This window comes from Streptomyces sp. NPDC059003 (assembly GCF_042740445.1).
Lineage (GTDB): Bacteria > Actinomycetota > Actinomycetes > Streptomycetales > Streptomycetaceae > Streptomyces.
The window spans coordinates 19,342-36,664 of the sequence record NZ_JBHYJH010000009.1 but is presented as its reverse complement, the minus strand read 5'-3'; the positions used below and the strand labels follow the sequence as shown (position 1 = coordinate 36,664).

Below are 17,323 nucleotides of genomic sequence, written 5' to 3'. Positions count from 1 at the left end.
TCACTTGTTCCACGGATCGCCGCTGATGGGCGCGGTCTTGTCACACGAATCATCTCAGGGCGGGGACACCGACGCCGAAACCCCCTGGCGGAACGGCGACTTCAGCCCCTGCTCACTCCCCTACTGCCGCGTCAGGTCCGCCAGCCAGGGATGTCCGGGGTGCACGCGTGTCAGCCAGCCGCTGAGAAGGTCGCGTCGCGTCCGGCTCAGCAGCGGCAGGACCCCGTCGAAGTCCGCTTGGTCCTTGGGCCGTGTGGCCTTCGCTTTGAACAACAGCACCAGCTCCGGCACCAGATAGGGGATGCCGTCCGTCGTCCGCTCGATGATCGCTGCGTACGGAAGGCGCAGGCTCTCGTCCCGTCGGCAGATCCACGTGCCGCCCTCGTGCGGCTCCCGGAAGACATCGAAGAGGAACTGTCCGCTCGCCGGATCCCGCAGCCAGGTCTGGTGCGTGGCCGCGAGCACCTCGGCTCCCGCGCCCGCCCAGACCCGCCCCGAACCCACCGCGTCACACACGTACTCGGGGAAGCGGTCCCGGATCTCCGCGAACCCCGCCGCGGGCACCGCGATCTCCAGATCGCCGTGCGGCCGTGACTGCCCTCCGCGGAACAGGTCCAGCGCCCACCCTGCCGCGACGCACCAGGGCGCGCTGACCCCATCCAATCGCTCGGCGACCTGTTCCGGCCGCCAGGCGTCCGCCCACCGGGCCTCCAGTTCGTCCGCATCGAGGACAGCGCCGCCCGGCGGCGGGGAGTCGGTCATCGTGCCCTCTCAGACGGCGTGCAGGACCCGAAAGCGACCGGGTTCCGCCGGATCCCGGTCAACGACTTGGATCGGCGTCCCGGTCCACTGCCACACGCTGATGCCGGGCGTGCGGGAGAACTGGATCTGCCCGCGGGTGCCTTCGACTGCGACGCGCGGCCACGACGCGGCGGTGCTCGCCCGGTCCGTGCCATGGGAACGCAACACATCGGCGAGGACGGCGACCGTGTCGTAGCCCTCGAAGGCGACGAAGGAGGGCGCTTCACCAAGGCGCTCGCGGAGGGCGGTCTCAACGCGTGCGCCCAGTGGCGTGAGGCGCTCGGGAAGGTAGCGCAGGAACGGGATCCCGGCGCCGTCCGCGCCCAGCAGGGCCGCCCATTCGGCGAACTCCGGCTGCCCGGCCGGAGCACCCAGCGTGATCTCGGCGAGGCGCTGGTCGCGGCGGACAGCCTCGACGATCGGCACGGCCGGCTCCGGGTGGCCGGTCAGAAGGAGGAGGGCCGTCGCGCGGTGGTGGACGAGTTCGTCGCACACGGCCGCGGGGGCGAGCGCGCCCATGTCGAGTTCGATGACGCTGCCGCCGCGTGGAGCGAGGTGGTCGCGCAGAATGCGGGTCCCGGAGGCCCAGTAGACGCTCGGCTGGGTCGCTACGGCGATGCGGCTGTGGCCCGCTCCGAGGAGGAAGTCGGCGTAGAGCCGCCAGCCGCGGGACTGCGGCGGGGCGAGCCGTGCGACCCATTCCGTCGGCTGTTCGGTGAGCGCGTCGAGCACCGCTGACGAGCAGAGGAACGGCAGACCGAGGGCGTCGGCCCGGGCGGCGGCGGCGCGGGCGACGACGCTGTGGTACTCCCCCGCCAGGGCGGCCACGCCCATGCGGGCCAGTTCGTCCACGGCCGCCGCGGCCCGCTGCGGATCGGCCGCGGTGTCCCGGACCACCAGTTCCAGTGGCCTTCCGGCGATCCCGCCGGCGTCGTTGACCTCGCGAACGGCCAGCTCGAGTCCGGCGAGCAGGTGGTGGCCCGCCTCGACCCAGCCGGGCCGAGTCAGCGGTACGAGCACGCCGATCCGGACGTTCGTCTCATCTCGCCGCGGCGGGCGCACCTGGGTGACCATGCCGGACATTGCATCGACCCCCATCGCCGACAGGCAACCGATTATTCGTGCGCCGACTTCTTCGTACGCCGAGCCAGTCGTACATCGAGCTAGTCGTACGCCGAGCTGCCCGGCTCGGCCTCCGCCCTGCCCCCGTCCTCGCGGTCACTCCGTGTCGAGGCCCTCGGGCGCCGAGCGGCGGCCGACCTGGTCCTCCTGGGCGAGGCGCCGCATGAGTTCGAGCAGGGGGCCGGACAGGGCGAGGACGATGACCGCCTGCTCGGCCAGGCCCGGGGACTCGGCGAGGCCCGCCGCGCGCTCCAGGTCCAGGCGGGCGACGGACTGGGCCAGGTCCGCGTAGGCGGCGAGCCGGTCCGGCTGGTAGTCCGCGTCGAGGCGTCTCAGCTCCCGCAGTGCCGCGGTCAGTCCCTCGACGTGCGGGGAGGTGTCGGAGACCTGCCAGCCCATGGCCGCGATCAGGTCCGCCACGTCGGTGCGTGCGGCCTCCTCGGCCGCCGCCTCCCGGGCTTCGTCCGCCGCGTCCACGGCCGGAGTGTGTACGACGGGCACCGGCAGGGCGTAGCTGATCGCCCTCAGGGTGCCGTCGGTGGTGTGGGCCTGGTCGACGGCGGACAGCACCTCGCGGGTGGCGGCGATGGAGAGCCCGCCGAGCGTGGTCAGCGCCTTGATCAGGCGCAGGCGCTGGACGTGTTCCTCGCCGTACTCGGCGAGGGTGGCGGCCGTCGCCCGGCCGGCGGGCAGCAGGCCCTGGCGCCGGAAGTACTTGATGCTGGCGACCGGCACGCCGGTCGTGCGGCTGAGCTCCGAGATCTTCATGCGACTTCCTTGCTGGTGGCGCGCTTCCTCGTGGGCGGCGCGGCCGGGCGCCCGGGTGGGCGTCGGCCGCACCGGGGCCGGGTGGCGACGGGACTCCTCCGTCAGATACTGTCACTATCCAGCACTTGGATACCTTCAGTATCTAGCAACTCAGCGTTACCGCACCGGAGCCTTCTACATGCCTTCCTCCCAGTCCCCGTCCGTACTCCGCAGCCCACAGCTGTGGATCGGCACGGGTGTGATCGTCGCGGTGGTCTCCACCTTGTTCGCCCTGCTCTACGTAGGCGGCAATGTGAACCCCAAGGGCCATCTGCGTGATCTCCCTGTCGCCCTGGTCAACAGCGATCGCGGCGCCGACGCGGGCGGCAAGCACGTGAACCTCGGCGACCGGGTCGTCGCCGGCATCAAGAAGTCCGCCGCGGACGACGACAGCATCGACTGGCAGGTCCTCTCCCAGAAGGAGGCCGAGAAGCGGCTCGGCCAGGGCAAGCTCTACGGCGCGCTCGTCGTGCCGCGGGACTTCACTGCCGCGGTGGCGGGGCTCACGGCCACTCCGCAGCAGGTCGCAGCGCAGGGACAGAAGCAGGCCGCCGCCCAGCAGCAGAAGCAGGACGGTACCCAGCCGCAGAAGCAGGACAGTGGCCAGCCGAAGAAGGGAGCCGCCGCTCAGCAGAAGCAGGCCGCGCGGCCCATCCTCACCGTGCTGACCAACCAGGCCGCCGGCAGCTTCGGCTCGTCGATGGCCAGCAAGGCCACCCAGCAGGCCGCCCACACCGCGTCCGCCCAGATCGGCAAGGAACTCCTCAGCCGCGCGAGCGAGCAGAGCGCGCAGGGCACGAAGGGCGGCCACCAGGATCAGAGCGCCCAGGGCACCGAGAAGGGCCACAGCGCCCAGCAGACCCCGCTCGCCCCGGCCACCCAGCTGATGCTCGCCGACCCGGTGAGCGTGCAGGTCGCCGACGGCCACCCGCTCGGCACCCACAGCGCGATGGGCCTGAGCGCCTTCTACTACGCCCTGGTGCTCCTTGTCTGCGGCATGCTCGCCGCCAACGTCATCAACTCCCAGGTCGACACCGCGCTCGGCTATCTGCACACCGACTTCGGCCCGTTCCGCCGCCGGATGCCCGTCCGGCACACCAGCCGGGTCCGCACGCTTGCCATCAACGGCGCGCTGATGCTCGGCCTCGCCGTGGTCATGGGCTCCCTGGTCGAGCTGGTCTCCGTCGGCATCCTCGGCATGGACGCCTCCCACCTCGGCCTGCTCTGGCTCTACTCCGTGACCACCATCGCGGTCGTCGGCCTCAGCGCCCTGGCCCTGCTCGCCGCCTTCGGCACCCCCGGCATGCTCGTGTCGACCATCGTGTTCGTGGCCATGGCCGTGCCCTCGTCCGGCGCGACCGTACCGCTCGAGGCGCTGCCCGGCTTCTTCCGCGCGCTCGCGGAGTTCGAGCCGCTGCGCCAGCTGACCGGGGGCATGCGCGCCATCCTGTACTTCGACGCACAGGGCGACGCGGGCCTGACCCGCGCCTGGGCATCCATGGGCATCGCCCTGGTCGTCTCCGTCCTGTTCGGCCTCGGCGTCACCCGTCTCTACGACCGCAAGGGCCTGCACCGCATCCCGCGCCCGGCAGCATCCGACTCCTGAGCGACCAAGGAAGAAGGAAGGGGCGGAAGGGACACATCCCTTTCGCCCCTTCGCCGTGCCGCCACGCTCTACGAGCTGCCCATGTGCAAGGCCCGCTATCGGGTGCGCTCCGACGGTGAAGTCCTCGACCGCCTCGACCTCATGGTCGACTTCATCCCACTTGTTCACCGCCCCAACTCGATCCCCGCGGGCGGCGAACACAGAGGCAAGCCCACCGTGGCCACCACCCTCCAGACCCTCGACGAGCTGTCCGCCACAGACACCGATAGCTCCAGCGCCTCCGCCACCACCGGAACCCGATCATCGCCCTCGCCGGAGTCCGCCTCCCATCGACCGCACCACCGGTCGACCCCTGCCCGTGAAGGTCCGCGCCGGAACCGTGTGGCAGCTCCACGGCAACAGCCGCATCGACGTCTTCGACACCTCAGCCCAGCTCGCCGAGCTTCGCGCCCGCGTCGACTCGATCCGCGTCTGGGCGGAGGCGGCGACGCTGACGAAGTCGGCCGTTCCGTACAACGCCGGAACCCTCAACCGGGCCCGCCAGGCCGGCGTGCGCCAGGTCGAGGCCTTCGACGGGGGCGACTGCGGATGAACCTCGCACCAAGACCTCGACAAAGCCGTCGGCACGCTGCGTAGCGTCGAGGAAGCCGCCAAGTAGCCGATCAGTGAGCTCTTTCAGAGTGGCCATCGATTGGGTGACGGGCGTGAATGAGCGTTCTAGGGCCTGTATCGGGTCGTGTTCAGTGTGTGGTTCGCGTGAGGTCGTTGATCCAGATCATTGAGGCGCGGAGATGCAGGCCGGCGAGGTAGCGCTGCGGGGTCTTGTCGTAGCGGGTGGCGATGCCACGCCAGGATTTCAGCTTGTTGATCAGACGCTCCACGGTGTTGTGATCACGGTAGAGCTCGGCGTCGTGGCAGACAGGTCGCCCGCCCCGGCTGCCCTTCTTCTTCCGGTCGGCGGCCTGATCCTTCTTCTCCGGGATGACCGCGGTGATCTGGCGTCTGCGCAGGTGAGCGCGGATGGCTCGGGACGAGTACGCCTTGTCGGCGGCGACCGCGTCGGGCCTGGTGCGCGGGCGGCCGATCGGACCGTGGATGCGTACGTTCTTCAGGACAGGGATGAACTGCGGGCTGTCGGCGGCCTGTCCGGCAGTCAGGAGGAGCGCGAGCGGGCGGCATCGACGGTCGGAGGCGACGTGGACCTTGCTGGTCTGTCCGCCGCGCGAGCGGCCGAGCAGGGCGGCCTTCAGCCGGAGTCGGTGTCGTCTTCGCCAACGGCGTCGTTCTTCCTGGGCCGGGTCCTGGTCTATGGGTTGTCCGCCTTGTCCTTGTTCGATGCCCCCCTTTGGTCGGGTCGCCTCCTTCCCTGCGGCCTTCTCCAGGGCGTCGAGAATCCCTTCGTCGAGTTGCATCCCGGCGGCGTCGTGGTGGGCGCGGGCGGTGGTGGAGTCGACGCTGACCAGCGACAGGTCCACCTCGCCCCGCTTCGCGGCCTCGGCTATCAGGCCCTCCAGCAGGGCCTCGAAGACACCGGCGTCCCGCCATTGCCGAAAGCGGTTGTGAACAGTGGACCAGGCACCTAACTCGGCCGGCATCTCCCGCCACTGCCCACCGGTCCTGAAGCGCCAGATCACGCCCTCGAACTGCTGCCGCAGCCGCTCGGGAAATGGGCCGTACCTGCCGATCGACAGGTACGGCTCGATGAACTCCCACTCGGCGTCCGTAAGTTGCGCTCGCGTCACGTAGGACGATCTACCGGGTCAGAACCCGCCGAGGCGGTGAACCCCGCAGATTGATCACAATCGAATACGCGCCCAGGTCACAGCTCATCGTCGTCGTCGACAGGCACGTGCTGGGTGACGTCTCCTGCCGCAGGCAGCCAGGCCGCGGGTACAGCACGTTCGTTGACTGCGGTGATGACCAGCTCTTCCTTCGCGGTCAGCGTGCGCGCCAGGTGCAGCAGCGGGGCGACGAGGTGGGTGCCGTCCTTTACCGAGATCTCGGTGTAGTTCAGATTCTTCATGCGGTGGAATTGGACGTTACCGGTCTTCACCTCGCGGTCGGCGACATCGATCTTGTTGGCAACCAGGACGCCCGGCGCGTTCAGCGCGACGCGCTCAGCGTCCCTGTGCCAGGAGGGAATGTTCTTGTACGTCACACTCCTGGTGACGTCGAACATGAACAGGATGCCCTGAGCGCCGATGTAGAGCGCGTCCCGCAGTCCGGCGTACTTCTCCTGCCCGGCGCTGTCCCAGACGTTGAGGACGATGTCTCCGTGGCTGGTGGTCAACTTCAGCGGGTAGACCGCCGCGGCGTCTGTGGGCACGTACTGGCTCTCGAACTCCCCACCGGACAGCAGCGCCTTGACGTACGTCGTCTTGCCCACCTCTCCGTCGCCGACCAGCACGACCTTGTACTGCTGCGCGTTCACGCACACGCCCCACTTCTTGATGCCGACGATGATCGACAGGACCCTACCCGTCAGAGGAATGCCTCGCCCCGCCCGGCGCCAGCATGATCACGACTCCGCACAGGTCCTAGTATCTGGTCCTCGCGGGGCGGGGCGGCGGACCCGCCGCCCCGCCCCGGTCACGGCAAGCCGGCCCCGGGCGCGGTGACGGCCCACAGCCGCAAGGACCGGCCGGAACGGCCGCCTCGCCGGCAGGCGACCCTCACCCCAACCCGACAGGCAGCGCTGCCAGGCACTCCCTGCCCTGGCACGGTCAACTCGTCAATTAGGACCCTCGGTCACAACGGTCTGGCGCCCCCGCAACGCGCGAGGCTCCTTTGCCGTTGAGAGAGGTGTTCGACGTCTCAACTCACGAGCGCAGGAGCCTCGTTGGTTCCGTACCCTGCCGTACTCGACCTGCCGCATGCCTTGGTCGAGTGGGTATCGATGCTCATCGTCACCCGTGAGGGTGACCGACGCTGCAAGCTCCCGCCCCACCAGCGTGCCCTCGTGGGCCTGATCTACCTTCGCCGGCACGACACGCTCGCGCAGATCGCCGCCGGTTTCGGCATATCCGTCGGCACCGCCCACGCCTACGTCACAGCCGTCGTCGAGCACCTGCCCCGAAGGGCGCCCGGTCTCGTGCGGGTCCTGCGCGAGACGGATCCTGATCACGTCCTGCTCGACGGGACGCTCGCCGAGTGCGACCGCGTCGGCGACAGCCGGGCCGACTTCTCCCAGAAGCACCGCCGTCACGGAGTGAACATGCAGGTCGTGGCCGATCCCGCGGGCAATCTGCTGTGGATCTCGCCCGCCCTGCCCGGCCGCACCCACGACCTGACCGCGGCCCGCACCCACCGCATCATCCGGATCTGCGAACGCCAGGGCGTCCCCGTCCTCGCCGACCGCGCCTACATCGGAGCCGGCCCCTGGGTGACCACACCGATCAGACGGCCTCCTCGCCGGGACCTCACCACGACCCAGCGGACGATCAACCGGGCCCTGTCAGCGGCACGGTTGCCGGTCGAACGAAGCATCGCGAGGCTGAAGTCCTGGCGAATCTTCCGCCGGGCCCGCTGCAGCCCCAACCGCATGACCGTCATCGCCGCCGCAATCCTCACTCTGGAGCGTCAACGCTGAAAAAGCTCAGTGACCGGCGCTCGGGAGTGTTGTCCGTGTCACGGACGGCCTGCTCGATCTGTTGTCGGCGGCAGGTCCGGAGGCGGAGTTGCCGCCGCGGTGAGCCGGCCATGGGCGCGAGCAGTCGTACAGCGCGTACCCAGCGGCGTGCGTCGTCCCCCATTGGCTGTCCTTCTGCCGCGACTAGGGCCTGGAACTCGCGCTCGAAGATCGTGCACAGCAGTTTGTGGGGGCTGTCCTGGCCAGGTGCAGACTGCCGCAAGAGTTCGGCGACCTCAGGGAACAGGAGGAGCCGTTGGTTGGGTGATGGGTCGATGAGGTCTTCGACCAGTCGGACCAGGGTCGGCGTCACGGCGTACAAGGCGTCGGGTGCTGTGCCGTCCGAATTTCGGTCGATCCCGCAGGTACCGATGATGATCTGGCCCAGGGAGTAGAGATCGGCGTGCGCGTCTGGTGTCTCCCCGGCGCACAGCTCGGGTGCTGCGTACAGCTCGTCCATGCGCTGTGTGCCGGTGGACGTGCGGCCTTGCCCCTGTCCCCGAGACCTTCACGCCTCGTTGGTAACTCTTTGCCTTCGCTGCCTAACATTCGGTGCTTTCTGAAGGTTTTCAGAGGGGAACCGAATCAAAAGCGGCACGTTTCGTCATCTAGCCAGTGGGTTGGCGGCGAGTGTCGAAAACGCCGACCGTCGACGATCAGAGAGCACCTGACAGACGGTGGTGAGCTGGCGAGCCCGGTACGTTGCAGACGGGATTACCAGGCTCCGGGACGCAGACGCCCAGCTGTCGCGCGCTGGCTCCCGGGCCGCGTCGCGAGGCATCAGATCCGAACACATCGACTTGACAGGGAACGCCACCAACATCTCCCCGCGCGTCCGTGCCAGCCTGCTGGCGCGTGCCCGCTACTGGCAACGCCCCGTCATAGCGGCGCTGCCGACGTGCCACTGATCTGCGTGGAGAAGCGGAATGCGATGCGTGAACGCGTCGTGGCCAACCATGTCCGGCATAACCTCCGCGCCCAGATGCCCCCCCCCGGGCAGCTGCTCGCCGAGGGCTTCAGACCTGCGCACCTGGCGCCTGAGTTGACCACGGGCCAAGCGTGCGCAATGACGACGGCCCGACCAGGCTCCGCCTCAGCAGCAAGCCGGTCACCTTACCCTTTCCGCCAGAAAACGAAGTCCCCCTCAGATCCAGCTGTTTCACCAACTACCTGCCCCCCTAGGCATGTTCGCAATTTCCCTGAGGGGCAACGCGTTACAAATGTCGCATTACGCGGCTTCTTTCGTACTTTGACGCATCAGGTTTCCTGGTACATACCAATGACATAGGGTCTTCTGCGGCCCACATGCCCGTATCGGTCATATGTCGCCTCAGAGAACCAATGTGAAAGAACCTGATGACTCGACGAATACGTACTGCCGTGCGTACCGCTGTACTTGGCGCAGCTACGGCAGCCGTGCTGATCTCCGCAACTGGCGCTGGACAGGCTGTGCCCACCCCAGGGACCGCGGCCGGACCGGAGAGCACAACCGCTCCCACCCCCTCACAAGTTCCGCCCAGTGAAACGCCCAGGGTGCCGGATAGTGACGCAACTAAGGCCCCAGGCGATGAAGCATCCAAGACCCCCGACGAGGAACCCACCGGCAGTCCAGGTGACGAACTGAGGGCGACTCCCGAGGAAATCGCCGAAGCCAAGGCCGCGGAGGCCTACTGGACCCCGGAGCGCATCGCAGACGCCGTACCGGTCAACCCGGAAAAGGGGGCAGAAGAGAAGGCGTCCCCCCGTGACATGCTGCGCTCCCCGTCGCATGTGGACACCAAGGGTGTGGCCACGACCGGTGTCTTCCTGATCAAACAGGATGACGACCCCAAGGAGGACCCGGGCAAGCGGGACCAGTTCTGTTCCGCCTCGTCAGTGGCCTCGCGTACGAAGTCCCTGGTGATCACCGCCGCCCATTGCCTCAGCGACAACGACCGGTTTCGAAACCTGGCCTTCGCGCCGGGTTGGAAGGCGGATCCAAGGAATTCACACCGGGGCATCGCCCCCTACGGTATCTTCCCCGTCAAGAAGGGGAAGATCTGGATGGACGGCCGCTACCTGGCCCTGGGAACGGCCAAGGCCGACGACCTCGATTTCGCCTTCTTGAAGACCGGACCCAACTCCAAGGGGCAGTTCCTTGAGACTGCGACCGGCAAGGGCAACAAGCTCACCACGCTGCCCACTTCAGGAAAGCTGAACCAGAAGAACGTCACCCTCATCGGCTTCCCGGGAAGCTCCAAGTCACCGCGCGTGTGCCCGTCAACGTCGACCAAGGCGTTCCACGGACGCTTCCTGGAAATCGCATGTGACGGTTTCAGAGCTGGCGTATCCGGCGGCCCGTTCCTGCGGAATTTCGATGGCAAGCGGGGAGATGTCATCGGCGTCATCGGCGGGTACAAGACCGGAGGCAAGCACGATGACGTCTCCTACTCATCTCAGTTCGACGCCGATGTCACGCGTCTGTACAACCAGGCGGTAAACGACGCCAAGCCGGACACGCCCTCCAAGCTCGAAGGAATGGGTTCCGCAGCCACGTGGACGCATGCCAAGGCCGGCGCCACTGGCCAGTTCCACACCTCGTCGCAGAAGACGAAAGACGGCGACCTCATCGTGAAGTGGTCCGACGGAGAGGTGACGCTGTACCCGGGCGACCAAGCCCAGGGCTTCTACACCGGCTGCAAGTCTGCACAGCCGTGTGAGACAAAGCTGGCCAAGCCGAACAAGATGTGGGCCGAATACGCCGACGTCATCACAGCTGGCGACTACACCGGTTCCAACGCCTTCGACCTGATGGTCAAGTGGATCGATGGTGAAGTCACCATCTACAAAGACATCGACGAACACACCAAGCTGCCCACCACAACCTCCGAGCACCCGGCGAACGAGATCAAGATCGCCAAGGCTGGCTCGGTGTGGAAGCACGCCAAAGGCATCGCGACCGGCAAGTACGGCGGCAACAAGTGGCCCGATGACCTGGTCGTACGCTGGGTCGACGGCGAGGTCACCAAGTACACGGACGTCGACGGCGGTGGCCTCCACGCCGAAAAGCAGCTCTTGGCACCCAACGATCTGTGGAAGAAGCACGCCAAGATCATCGCAGGCGGTGACTTCGACGGCTCCGTCAACTCCGACTTCGACCTGTTCGTCCGCTGGTCCGACGGTGAACTCACCATCTACCAAGACCTCGGCAGACTCGGCCTGACGAAGGAGAACAAGCTTAAGGCCGCGAACAAACTGTGGACCCACTCCCGTTTCATCGTCCCCGGTGAGTTCGGAGGCAACCTCTGGGAGGACGACGTCTTCGTGCGCTGGTCCGATGGCGAGGTGTCGGTGTACGGCAATACTCAAGCCGACGCCATTGGACGCGAGTACCAACTCGTGCCCCCGCCGGCCAGAGCCGCGGCCGCTGCCCGCGCGTCCGGCGCCCAGCACAGCCCTCCGTCGTGTGAGACGGTATGCGGCCCCGAGCTATGGCGCCGTAGCACGGCGCCGTAGCCCTTCAAAAGCACACGACATCATCACCGCGACGGCTGGGGCTGCCCCTGCGGCGTCCCCAGCCGTCGGCACCTGCATCATCCAGCGCAACCCATAAGGTGCATACATGCGCATACGCCCTACAATTCGTCTCTGCCTCGCGACTGCCGCCACGGCCGGTCTCCTGGTCGGCTGCGCCGACGAGGACGACAGCCGCGACGAACGCGGCGAGAAGAAGCCCGCGGCGCAGCCGTCCGCGTCTCGCTCCGACCAAGACACGTCAAGCGGAAACGCCAAGGCTTGGGAACCAGACGACGCCCTGCAGCGGGCAGAGCGAGCTTTGGACGCCTACGACGGTGACGGCACCAACCCCAAGCTCGTCGACACGGACACCTCGTACATCGCAGATCGCCTGACCAAGACCTACAAAGCCCCCGGCGACAGGCCGTATCGCCTCGACATCACCTGCAACACCGACGGTGTCGAAGAACTCACCCTCACTCTGACACGCGGCGACGAAGAACAGGCCTACGGCATCGGATGCGGAGACCCCGAAGCTGACCAGTTCAACATCCCGCCGGGCAAGCCCTTCAAGATCAGCGCTGAACCGGTGAAGGACGGCACCGGCCTGTTCCTTTGGCGCCTGAACACCATCGCCCCAGACGATGTCGAAGGATGCGAGGACGACATCAAGGCCTGCTAACAGGCTTCGGACGGCGTACGGAGTGTCACACCTCAGGCAGCACCAGGGTGTGACACTCCGCGGCTACCGGACCGTCCGCCACCGGGGTGCCGCCCTGGCGTGCCCGTATCAGCCACGTGGACAAGTCCGCGATCGCATAAGCACGAACCACCCCGAAACACTGGCAGCAAGACCTTCGAGTTCGACGGCATCGACTACTCGCGGGTGGTCGCTGCGTACACAATCCATCAACAGGCCGGGCAACCAGTCGAGTTGGTGGCCCAGCGCGCCTCGGGGCGAACGGTCCCGGTGTTCGACGGGTACGTGTGCGTCGCTGCACCCCCGACGAGCCAGGTGAGGCCTCGGCTGGCTTCCTGGTTGCCACAGATGGCCGCACGGCTCAACACCCGCGCCGCAGCCGCTCTGGCCCAGCTCATTCCCCTGATCACCACCGGAGTCGTAGATCCAGAGCGGTGTTAGTGGTGGCCCGTCAACGACGGCGACCTCCCCGGTCAGGCCGCCGGCAGTCGGCGGGCGAAGACCTTGCCCACAGCCTCGTACAGCGCGGTCGTGCCGAGGCCGTCCACGGTGAGGGAGTGGGGCGACCAGGCGGTGCCCGGATCGCCCACGGGCATGCTGATCCGCTTGATGCGTCCCGCCCGCACGTCGTACCGGAAGATGTCCGGGGCCTGGTTGGTGTCGCCGGGCACGAGGTTGTCGGCGTCCGAGGCGAAGAACACCCAGCGGCTGTCGGCCGTCATGGTGCCGCTGTAGGAGTCGCTGACGGTCCGGGTACCGGGCAACGGTTGGGCGGCCCTCACAGTCTCGCCCCGCCACAGGTCGCGGGCGTAGAGCTCGATGTGCGAGGCGCCCGAGTCCGGTCCGTTGCTCTCGCCGGTCCTGAACAGCGCGTACCGCCCGTCGGGGCTCAGCCTCGCGTGCAGGAGCACCGCGCGCATCGCGCCGGTGGGATCGATGCCGGCGCCCTGGATGCGGCCGGTGCGCGCGTTCCACACGTAGAACTGGAAGGTGCGGCGCCGCACGGACGGTGTGCCGTCGGCCGTCTCACGGGGAAGCAGGTTCTCGGCCCTGGAACGGAAGCCGATGGTGGTGCCGTCGGCGCTGATCACCGGGTCGTCGGACGGGTAGTCGGCCCGGGAGCCGTCCGGGGCGGCCGTGACCAGGCGGGTGGTTCCCTTCCAGCGGTCGGTGACGTGGATGTCGTACTGCCGTGAGGTGTACGCCACGTACCGGCCGTCCCCGCTGATGGCAGGGCGCTGGAAGTCCCCGGCGCCGGAGGTGAGCGGCGTGGTGTGTCCGGCACGGCGGTCCCGGACGGAGATCTTCCAGCCGCTGCTGTCCGGCTGCCCCGGCCCGCCGGGCGGCACCAGCGAGCTGAACGCCACGTACCGGCCGTCGCCGCTGATGGCCGCCTCGCCCGCGCCGATCTGCGAGCCGTCGTCGGCGACACTGACGCGCTCGATGCCTCCGGTGCGCAAGTCCCGGAGGAACGCGTCGTAGGTGCCGTTGACGTCATCGGGCACCAGATTGGACGCCGCGGAGACGAAGAGGGCGTATCTGCCGTCCGGGGTCAGTTGCGAGGCTTCCGACCAGCCGTTGGGCTGTGCGCCGTCGAGGCCGAGGTCCACCTGGACGATGTCGTCCCGGCCCGGGTTCGCCGCCTGGGCCGGTACCACCGCCCCCGCCAGCAGGGCGGCCGTCGCGAGCCCGCAGGTCCCGCTCACCAGCCACCGTCGTGTGCCGCTGCCGTTCGTCCGTCTCACGGTGATCACTCCTCCCCTGCGGTCGAGGCGGCTGCCCCCGTCCACCGCCCGATGGGCAAGGAGAGCCAACCGACCGGTGGCCCGCCGGTCAACGAATCGGCTCCGGACGCGGGCGGGAACTCGCCAACCTGCGCCGCGCTTTCCAGGGCAGGCCCTACGCCCCCGCGCCGGGCCCTTGCCGCGGCCAGTCCGGCGCGGGGTCCTCGGCGAGCAGCGGCCGGAGCGCGCCGAGGACCGCACCGACGCAGACATCGCGCAACTGGGTGCGGGTACAGGTCTCGTGGGTGAGCCAGTCGACGCAGAGGACCTGCACGAAGACCAGCCAGCTCTTCAGGACGCCGGACACGGCCTCGCGGGCGCTCTCATCCGCGAGCGGGAGGACGGCGAGGAGCCGCGCACGGAGCGCGTCCAGCTCGTTCGTCATGATCGTCTGGATCACCGGGTCGCCCGCGAGGACACGGTTCGCGGCGAGGACGGCGTTGCGGTTCGCCACGAAGTAGTCGAGGTGGATGTCCATGCCCTGGATGAGCTGTTCCACCAGGGAGTCGGCGGGGTCGAACCGCGTCTCGGCGAGCAGCTGGTCCGCCGCCTGCTGGTACACGGCCGCGAAGAGGGCGTGCTTGCTGGGGAAGTGACGGTAGAGCAGGGCCCGGGAGACACCGGCTTCTTCGGCGACCTCCTCCATCAGCACGTCCGCGTACGGATGCGCGGCGAAGAGCCGTGCGCCGACAGCGAGGAGCTGGGCGCGGCGGTCGGCGGGGGCGAGGCGCTGACGGGGAGGCATGAAGGAAGTTTAGTTGACATGCGTCTACTAGCCCGCCACTGTAGTAGACGCATGTCAACTAAGCTCGCCAGGACGGCTTGGAGGGGCGATGACCAGGGCTCTGCGCGCACTCACCCAACTGATGGGCTGGTCCTGCGTGGCGATCGGCCTGTTCCACGTGGCGCTCGGCAACGCGGCGATCCCCGGGGCGGGTTCGGCCGGTACGACGGTCGACAGCTGGGGCCGGTTCATGGGGGCCTGCTTCGCGGGCTACGGCCTTGCGTGGCTCTGGGCCGCGCGGCAGCGCCCCATCCCGGCCCAGGTGGTGCGGTGGCTGGCCGGCGTCTTCCTGCTGGGTGCCGTGGGCCGACTCCTTTCCCTCGCCGTGCACGGCTGGCCGCAGTGGTTCCAGATCGCGCTGACGGTGATCGAGCTCGTCCTGCCGCCGGTCTTCTTCTGGCTGGCCGACGCGGACGAGGCGGAGGAGCGGGCCCTGCGCAGAGACGCGACGGCCGACAGCCGCGGAAGCGCCCTACGTTAGGTCCAGGTCGGTGTGCAGCATGTGGTGGTCCGAGTACGGGGTGGGCACCACGCGGTGTTTCAGCGGGGTGATGCCTCGCAGGAAGACGTAGTCGAACTTGAGGTGCCAGTCGGTGGTCGGCTTGCAGGCGCCGACGGGCGAGGGGTGGCACCGGGGGTCCGTGTCCTTGGCCAGTGCCCACATTCCGGCGAGTTCGGGAGCGTCCGGCACGGCGTTGAAGTCGCCGAGGACGATCGCGCGGTCGTGCCGGGCGACCGCTGCGGCGAGTACGCCGACCTGGTCCGCCCGCACTGCTTCCTGACGTCGTTGGGCGAGGTGTGTGATGAAGACCCGGACGGGCCGACCGTCCACCGCGGTGGTGACTGCCATGTACCCACGGTCCTCGGATCCGCCGTCGGGGTACTCCACGTTCACGCGGTCCGTCATCGGTGCCGCCGACAGGACCGCCTGGCCGAAGGCCCCCGGACTCCACAGCGTTCCCCCGCAGCGGCCCCGCTTCCGGAGCACCGACCCGTATTCCACGTGGTACTCCAGCCCGTAAAGGCTCTTCAGATGATCCCGGATCCTTTTGACGTCACGCACACATGCTTCTTGCAGACCGACCACCTGCGGCGCATACGTGGCGATCTCCGCCGCCCGGTCCACGTTGCTCTCCCCGCAGGGGTTGCAGAGGTTCCACGTCATGACCCGGTTCGGCACGACGTCCTTGGCGGCATCGGCGGGCAGTGGCCTGACGAAGAAGGCACCGCTCGGTGCGCTGGGGCCGACGAGCGCCATGCAGGCCACGGCCACGGCGCCCGCGAGCAACCACGTACCCCTTCCGAACACCATCGCCTCCTCACTGCGGATGCCCCTGGCATCCAACGTGTCCCTGCACGAGGCTAGGCGACGGAATTGCCTGCGACACATGCGGTGTGCCGGATTTCATTGCTCTCACACGCGCGTACAGAAGGCGCTTCCGCCGCTCGTACAGCAGCCGTTTCCGTGCCGCGGTCCGGCCCTGACCTGGGACCGGACCGCTCAGCACGTGCTACGGCTCCGCGCTAGGCCGCTCGGCCCGCCGGGTGGAAGTTGACGCGCTCACGGACGACCGGAAAGGAGGCTTTGGCGAAGTTTGCCGCCATGGGGAAGTTGCCCTGGTCCGTCGCTCCGGTGACGAATTCCGCGCCCTGCTCGACGAGGAAGTGGGTGCACTCCGCGAGGAGGTCGTAGGCGTAGCCGTGGCCGCGCTGTTCCGGGACGACACCGATGAAGCCGATGGTCGGGCCGGAGGGGTTGTGGGCCGGGATGTGGATGCCGGCCAGGTCGCCCTCCGGCGTGTGCGCGAGCTGCCACCACTCCCGTGGGGAGGGGCACCAGTGGAAGAAGTCGAGCTCCTCCTGGGCGGCTTGTTCGGTGCCGCCCTCCTCGATGGCCTTGAGCGCGTGGGCGTCCAGGGTGACGGAGTGGATGCGGCGCAACGCGTCGAAGAACACCGTGTCGTCGGGTTCGGCGCGGAAGCGCAGACGTCCGGGCCGCTCGGGCAGACCCCGCTCCGGGGTCCAGCGGTAGAGGAAGCGTTCCACCAGGAGTTCGTACCCGGCGGCTCGTGCGGCGGCGAAACGTGTCTCGGCGGCGGCGCGCCGGCCGGGCTCGTCGCGCCAGCCGCTGGGCAGACTCATCTCGAGTTCGACCTGCCAGGGTGCGGAGCGCAGGAGTGCGGCCCCGGCCTCCTCCTCGCCCTCGGCCACGTCGAACCAGTTGATGTTGACGGGCTCCGTGTCGTCGGGGCCGCCCCACCACGCGCCGCGTGCGACGACCTCGCCGTCGCGCAGGGCGATGCGCTTCCAGTCGGGGCGGAACCGGGTACGCCGATGGCCTTCACGGGCGTCCAGCGGGTCAGGGAGTGCGTCGAAGAGATGGGCGTCGCTCGTGGAGAGCGTGCGGATGACCGGATCGGTCATGGATTCCTCCGGAATACAGGCTGCTCGGAGCGCTCCCGGTCAGAATCCGCGAACCACGCCGGGACGGCGGACAAGGGAGCGCTGGAAAGGTGTGAACTGCACGGCACTCGCCTCCTTCCGTCCATGTCAGGGCGTGAAGCCACACCGTACGTGACCTTGTGCGGGTCCGTCC

General features: G+C 68.3%; 16 protein-coding genes. 6 read left to right on the top strand and 10 right to left on the bottom strand.

The window, feature by feature from the left end; all coding sequences use genetic code 11:
* Nucleotides 1–120: 120 nt before the first annotated feature.
* The 3 genes from ACFWZ5_RS06800 to ACFWZ5_RS06790 all read right to left on the bottom strand — a co-directional run bounded on the left by ACFWZ5_RS06800 (nt 121) and on the right by ACFWZ5_RS06790 (nt 2,691).
* The gene (locus ACFWZ5_RS06800) at nt 121–762 is read right to left on the bottom strand and encodes a nucleotidyltransferase domain-containing protein (protein WP_384785117.1); all 642 of its coding nucleotides are present in this window, start codon (nt 760–762) and stop codon (nt 121–123) included.
* A 9-nt stretch (nt 763–771) separates the two neighbouring features.
* A complete protein-coding gene (locus tag ACFWZ5_RS06795) occupies nt 772–1,884 on the bottom strand; it encodes an ABC transporter substrate-binding protein (protein WP_384785446.1) in 1,113 nt (370 codons plus the stop codon).
* Between the two features lie 135 nt (nt 1,885–2,019).
* Nucleotides 2,020–2,691: a MerR family transcriptional regulator gene (locus tag ACFWZ5_RS06790; RefSeq protein ID WP_384785120.1), complete on the bottom strand. Its 672-nt coding sequence runs from the start codon at nt 2,689–2,691 to the stop codon at nt 2,020–2,022.
* Nucleotides 2,692–2,869: 178 nt separating this feature from the next.
* Here ACFWZ5_RS06790 and ACFWZ5_RS06785 point away from each other — a divergent pair, with 178 nt between their 5' ends.
* Nucleotides 2,870–4,336: a YhgE/Pip domain-containing protein gene (locus tag ACFWZ5_RS06785; protein WP_384785123.1), complete on the top strand. Its 1,467-nt coding sequence runs from the start codon at nt 2,870–2,872 to the stop codon at nt 4,334–4,336.
* A 358-nt stretch (nt 4,337–4,694) separates the two neighbouring features.
* Nucleotides 4,695–4,928 (top strand): hypothetical protein, encoded by a 234-nt coding sequence (locus ACFWZ5_RS06780; RefSeq protein WP_384785126.1) that lies wholly within the window; start codon nt 4,695–4,697, stop codon nt 4,926–4,928.
* A gap of 148 nt (nt 4,929–5,076) precedes the next feature.
* On the opposite strand, the gene ACFWZ5_RS06775 is transcribed toward ACFWZ5_RS06780, so the two are convergent.
* Both ACFWZ5_RS06775 and ACFWZ5_RS06770 read right to left on the bottom strand, forming a co-directional pair.
* Nucleotides 5,077–6,078 (bottom strand): IS5 family transposase, encoded by a 1,002-nt coding sequence (locus tag ACFWZ5_RS06775; protein WP_384785129.1) that lies wholly within the window; start codon nt 6,076–6,078, stop codon nt 5,077–5,079.
* Nucleotides 6,079–6,155: 77 nt separating this feature from the next.
* A complete protein-coding gene (locus ACFWZ5_RS06770) occupies nt 6,156–6,767 on the bottom strand; it encodes a GTP-binding protein (RefSeq protein WP_384785132.1) in 612 nt (203 codons plus the stop codon).
* A 408-nt stretch (nt 6,768–7,175) separates the two neighbouring features.
* Here ACFWZ5_RS06770 and ACFWZ5_RS06765 point away from each other — a divergent pair, with 408 nt between their 5' ends.
* On the top strand, nt 7,176–7,925 hold the full coding sequence (locus ACFWZ5_RS06765) for a transposase family protein (protein WP_384785135.1): 750 nt from the start codon (nt 7,176–7,178) through the stop codon (nt 7,923–7,925).
* Here the strand turns inward: ACFWZ5_RS06765 and ACFWZ5_RS06760 are convergent.
* Nucleotides 7,903–8,424 carry a hypothetical protein gene (locus tag ACFWZ5_RS06760; RefSeq protein ID WP_384785138.1) on the bottom strand — a complete coding sequence of 174 codons (522 nt, stop codon included), beginning with the start codon at nt 8,422–8,424 and terminating at the stop codon, nt 7,903–7,905. The two genes, ACFWZ5_RS06765 and ACFWZ5_RS06760, sit on opposite strands and share 23 nt — an antisense overlap.
* 1,073 nt (nt 8,425–9,497) lie before the next feature.
* Here ACFWZ5_RS06760 and ACFWZ5_RS06755 point away from each other — a divergent pair.
* Together ACFWZ5_RS06755 and ACFWZ5_RS06750 are read left to right on the top strand one after the other, a co-directional pair.
* Entirely contained in the window at nt 9,498–11,459 is a 1,962-nt protein-coding gene (locus ACFWZ5_RS06755) for a trypsin-like serine peptidase (RefSeq protein WP_384785141.1), read from the top strand.
* Nucleotides 11,460–11,565: 106 nt separating this feature from the next.
* The gene (locus ACFWZ5_RS06750) at nt 11,566–12,141 is read left to right on the top strand and encodes a hypothetical protein (RefSeq protein ID WP_384785144.1); all 576 of its coding nucleotides are present in this window, start codon (nt 11,566–11,568) and stop codon (nt 12,139–12,141) included.
* A gap of 491 nt (nt 12,142–12,632) precedes the next feature.
* Here ACFWZ5_RS06750 and ACFWZ5_RS06745 read toward each other — a convergent pair whose 3' ends face one another.
* Both ACFWZ5_RS06745 and ACFWZ5_RS06740 read right to left on the bottom strand, forming a co-directional pair.
* Nucleotides 12,633–13,904, bottom strand: a complete 1,272-nt coding sequence (locus tag ACFWZ5_RS06745) for a hypothetical protein (protein ID WP_384785147.1) — start codon at nt 13,902–13,904, stop codon at nt 12,633–12,635.
* A 154-nt stretch (nt 13,905–14,058) separates the two neighbouring features.
* Complete coding sequence (locus ACFWZ5_RS06740; protein ID WP_384785150.1) at nt 14,059–14,688, bottom strand: TetR/AcrR family transcriptional regulator; 630 nt, start codon at nt 14,686–14,688, stop codon at nt 14,059–14,061.
* Between the two features lie 88 nt (nt 14,689–14,776).
* Between ACFWZ5_RS06740 and ACFWZ5_RS06735 the strand changes: the two genes are divergently transcribed.
* Nucleotides 14,777–15,208, top strand: coding sequence for a DUF4345 domain-containing protein (locus ACFWZ5_RS06735; RefSeq protein WP_384785153.1), 432 nt, complete (start codon nt 14,777–14,779; stop codon nt 15,206–15,208).
* On the opposite strand, the gene ACFWZ5_RS06730 is transcribed toward ACFWZ5_RS06735, so the two are convergent.
* Both ACFWZ5_RS06730 and ACFWZ5_RS06725 read right to left on the bottom strand, forming a co-directional pair.
* Nucleotides 15,200–16,039: an endonuclease/exonuclease/phosphatase family protein gene (locus tag ACFWZ5_RS06730; RefSeq protein ID WP_384785156.1), complete on the bottom strand. Its 840-nt coding sequence runs from the start codon at nt 16,037–16,039 to the stop codon at nt 15,200–15,202. The two genes, ACFWZ5_RS06735 and ACFWZ5_RS06730, sit on opposite strands and share 9 nt — an antisense overlap.
* A 212-nt stretch (nt 16,040–16,251) precedes the next feature.
* A complete protein-coding gene (locus ACFWZ5_RS06725) occupies nt 16,252–17,151 on the bottom strand; it encodes a GNAT family N-acetyltransferase (RefSeq protein WP_384785159.1) in 900 nt (299 codons plus the stop codon).
* Between the last annotated feature and the right edge of the window lie 172 nt (nt 17,152–17,323).

What these genes read in the sequence shown, in the direction of transcription:
- ACFWZ5_RS06800 (WP_384785117.1), bottom strand. Translation starts at nt 762, where the DNA reads ATGACCGACTCCCCGCCGCCGGGCGGCGCTGTCCTCGATGCGGACGAA.
- ACFWZ5_RS06795 (WP_384785446.1), bottom strand. Translation starts at nt 1,884, where the DNA reads ATGTCCGGCATGGTCACCCAGGTGCGCCCGCCGCGGCGAGATGAGACG.
- ACFWZ5_RS06730 (WP_384785156.1), bottom strand. Translation starts at nt 16,039, where the DNA reads ATGGTGTTCGGAAGGGGTACGTGGTTGCTCGCGGGCGCCGTGGCCGTG.
- ACFWZ5_RS06725 (WP_384785159.1), bottom strand. Translation starts at nt 17,151, where the DNA reads ATGACCGATCCGGTCATCCGCACGCTCTCCACGAGCGACGCCCATCTC.
- ACFWZ5_RS06785 (WP_384785123.1), top strand. Translation starts at nt 2,870, where the DNA reads ATGCCTTCCTCCCAGTCCCCGTCCGTACTCCGCAGCCCACAGCTGTGG.
- ACFWZ5_RS06750 (WP_384785144.1), top strand. Translation starts at nt 11,566, where the DNA reads ATGCGCATACGCCCTACAATTCGTCTCTGCCTCGCGACTGCCGCCACG.
- ACFWZ5_RS06790 (WP_384785120.1), bottom strand. Translation starts at nt 2,691, where the DNA reads ATGAAGATCTCGGAGCTCAGCCGCACGACCGGCGTGCCGGTCGCCAGC.
- ACFWZ5_RS06735 (WP_384785153.1), top strand. Translation starts at nt 14,777, where the DNA reads ATGACCAGGGCTCTGCGCGCACTCACCCAACTGATGGGCTGGTCCTGC.
- ACFWZ5_RS06740 (WP_384785150.1), bottom strand. Translation starts at nt 14,688, where the DNA reads ATGCCTCCCCGTCAGCGCCTCGCCCCCGCCGACCGCCGCGCCCAGCTC.
- ACFWZ5_RS06760 (WP_384785138.1), bottom strand. Translation starts at nt 8,424, where the DNA reads ATGGACGAGCTGTACGCAGCACCCGAGCTGTGCGCCGGGGAGACACCA.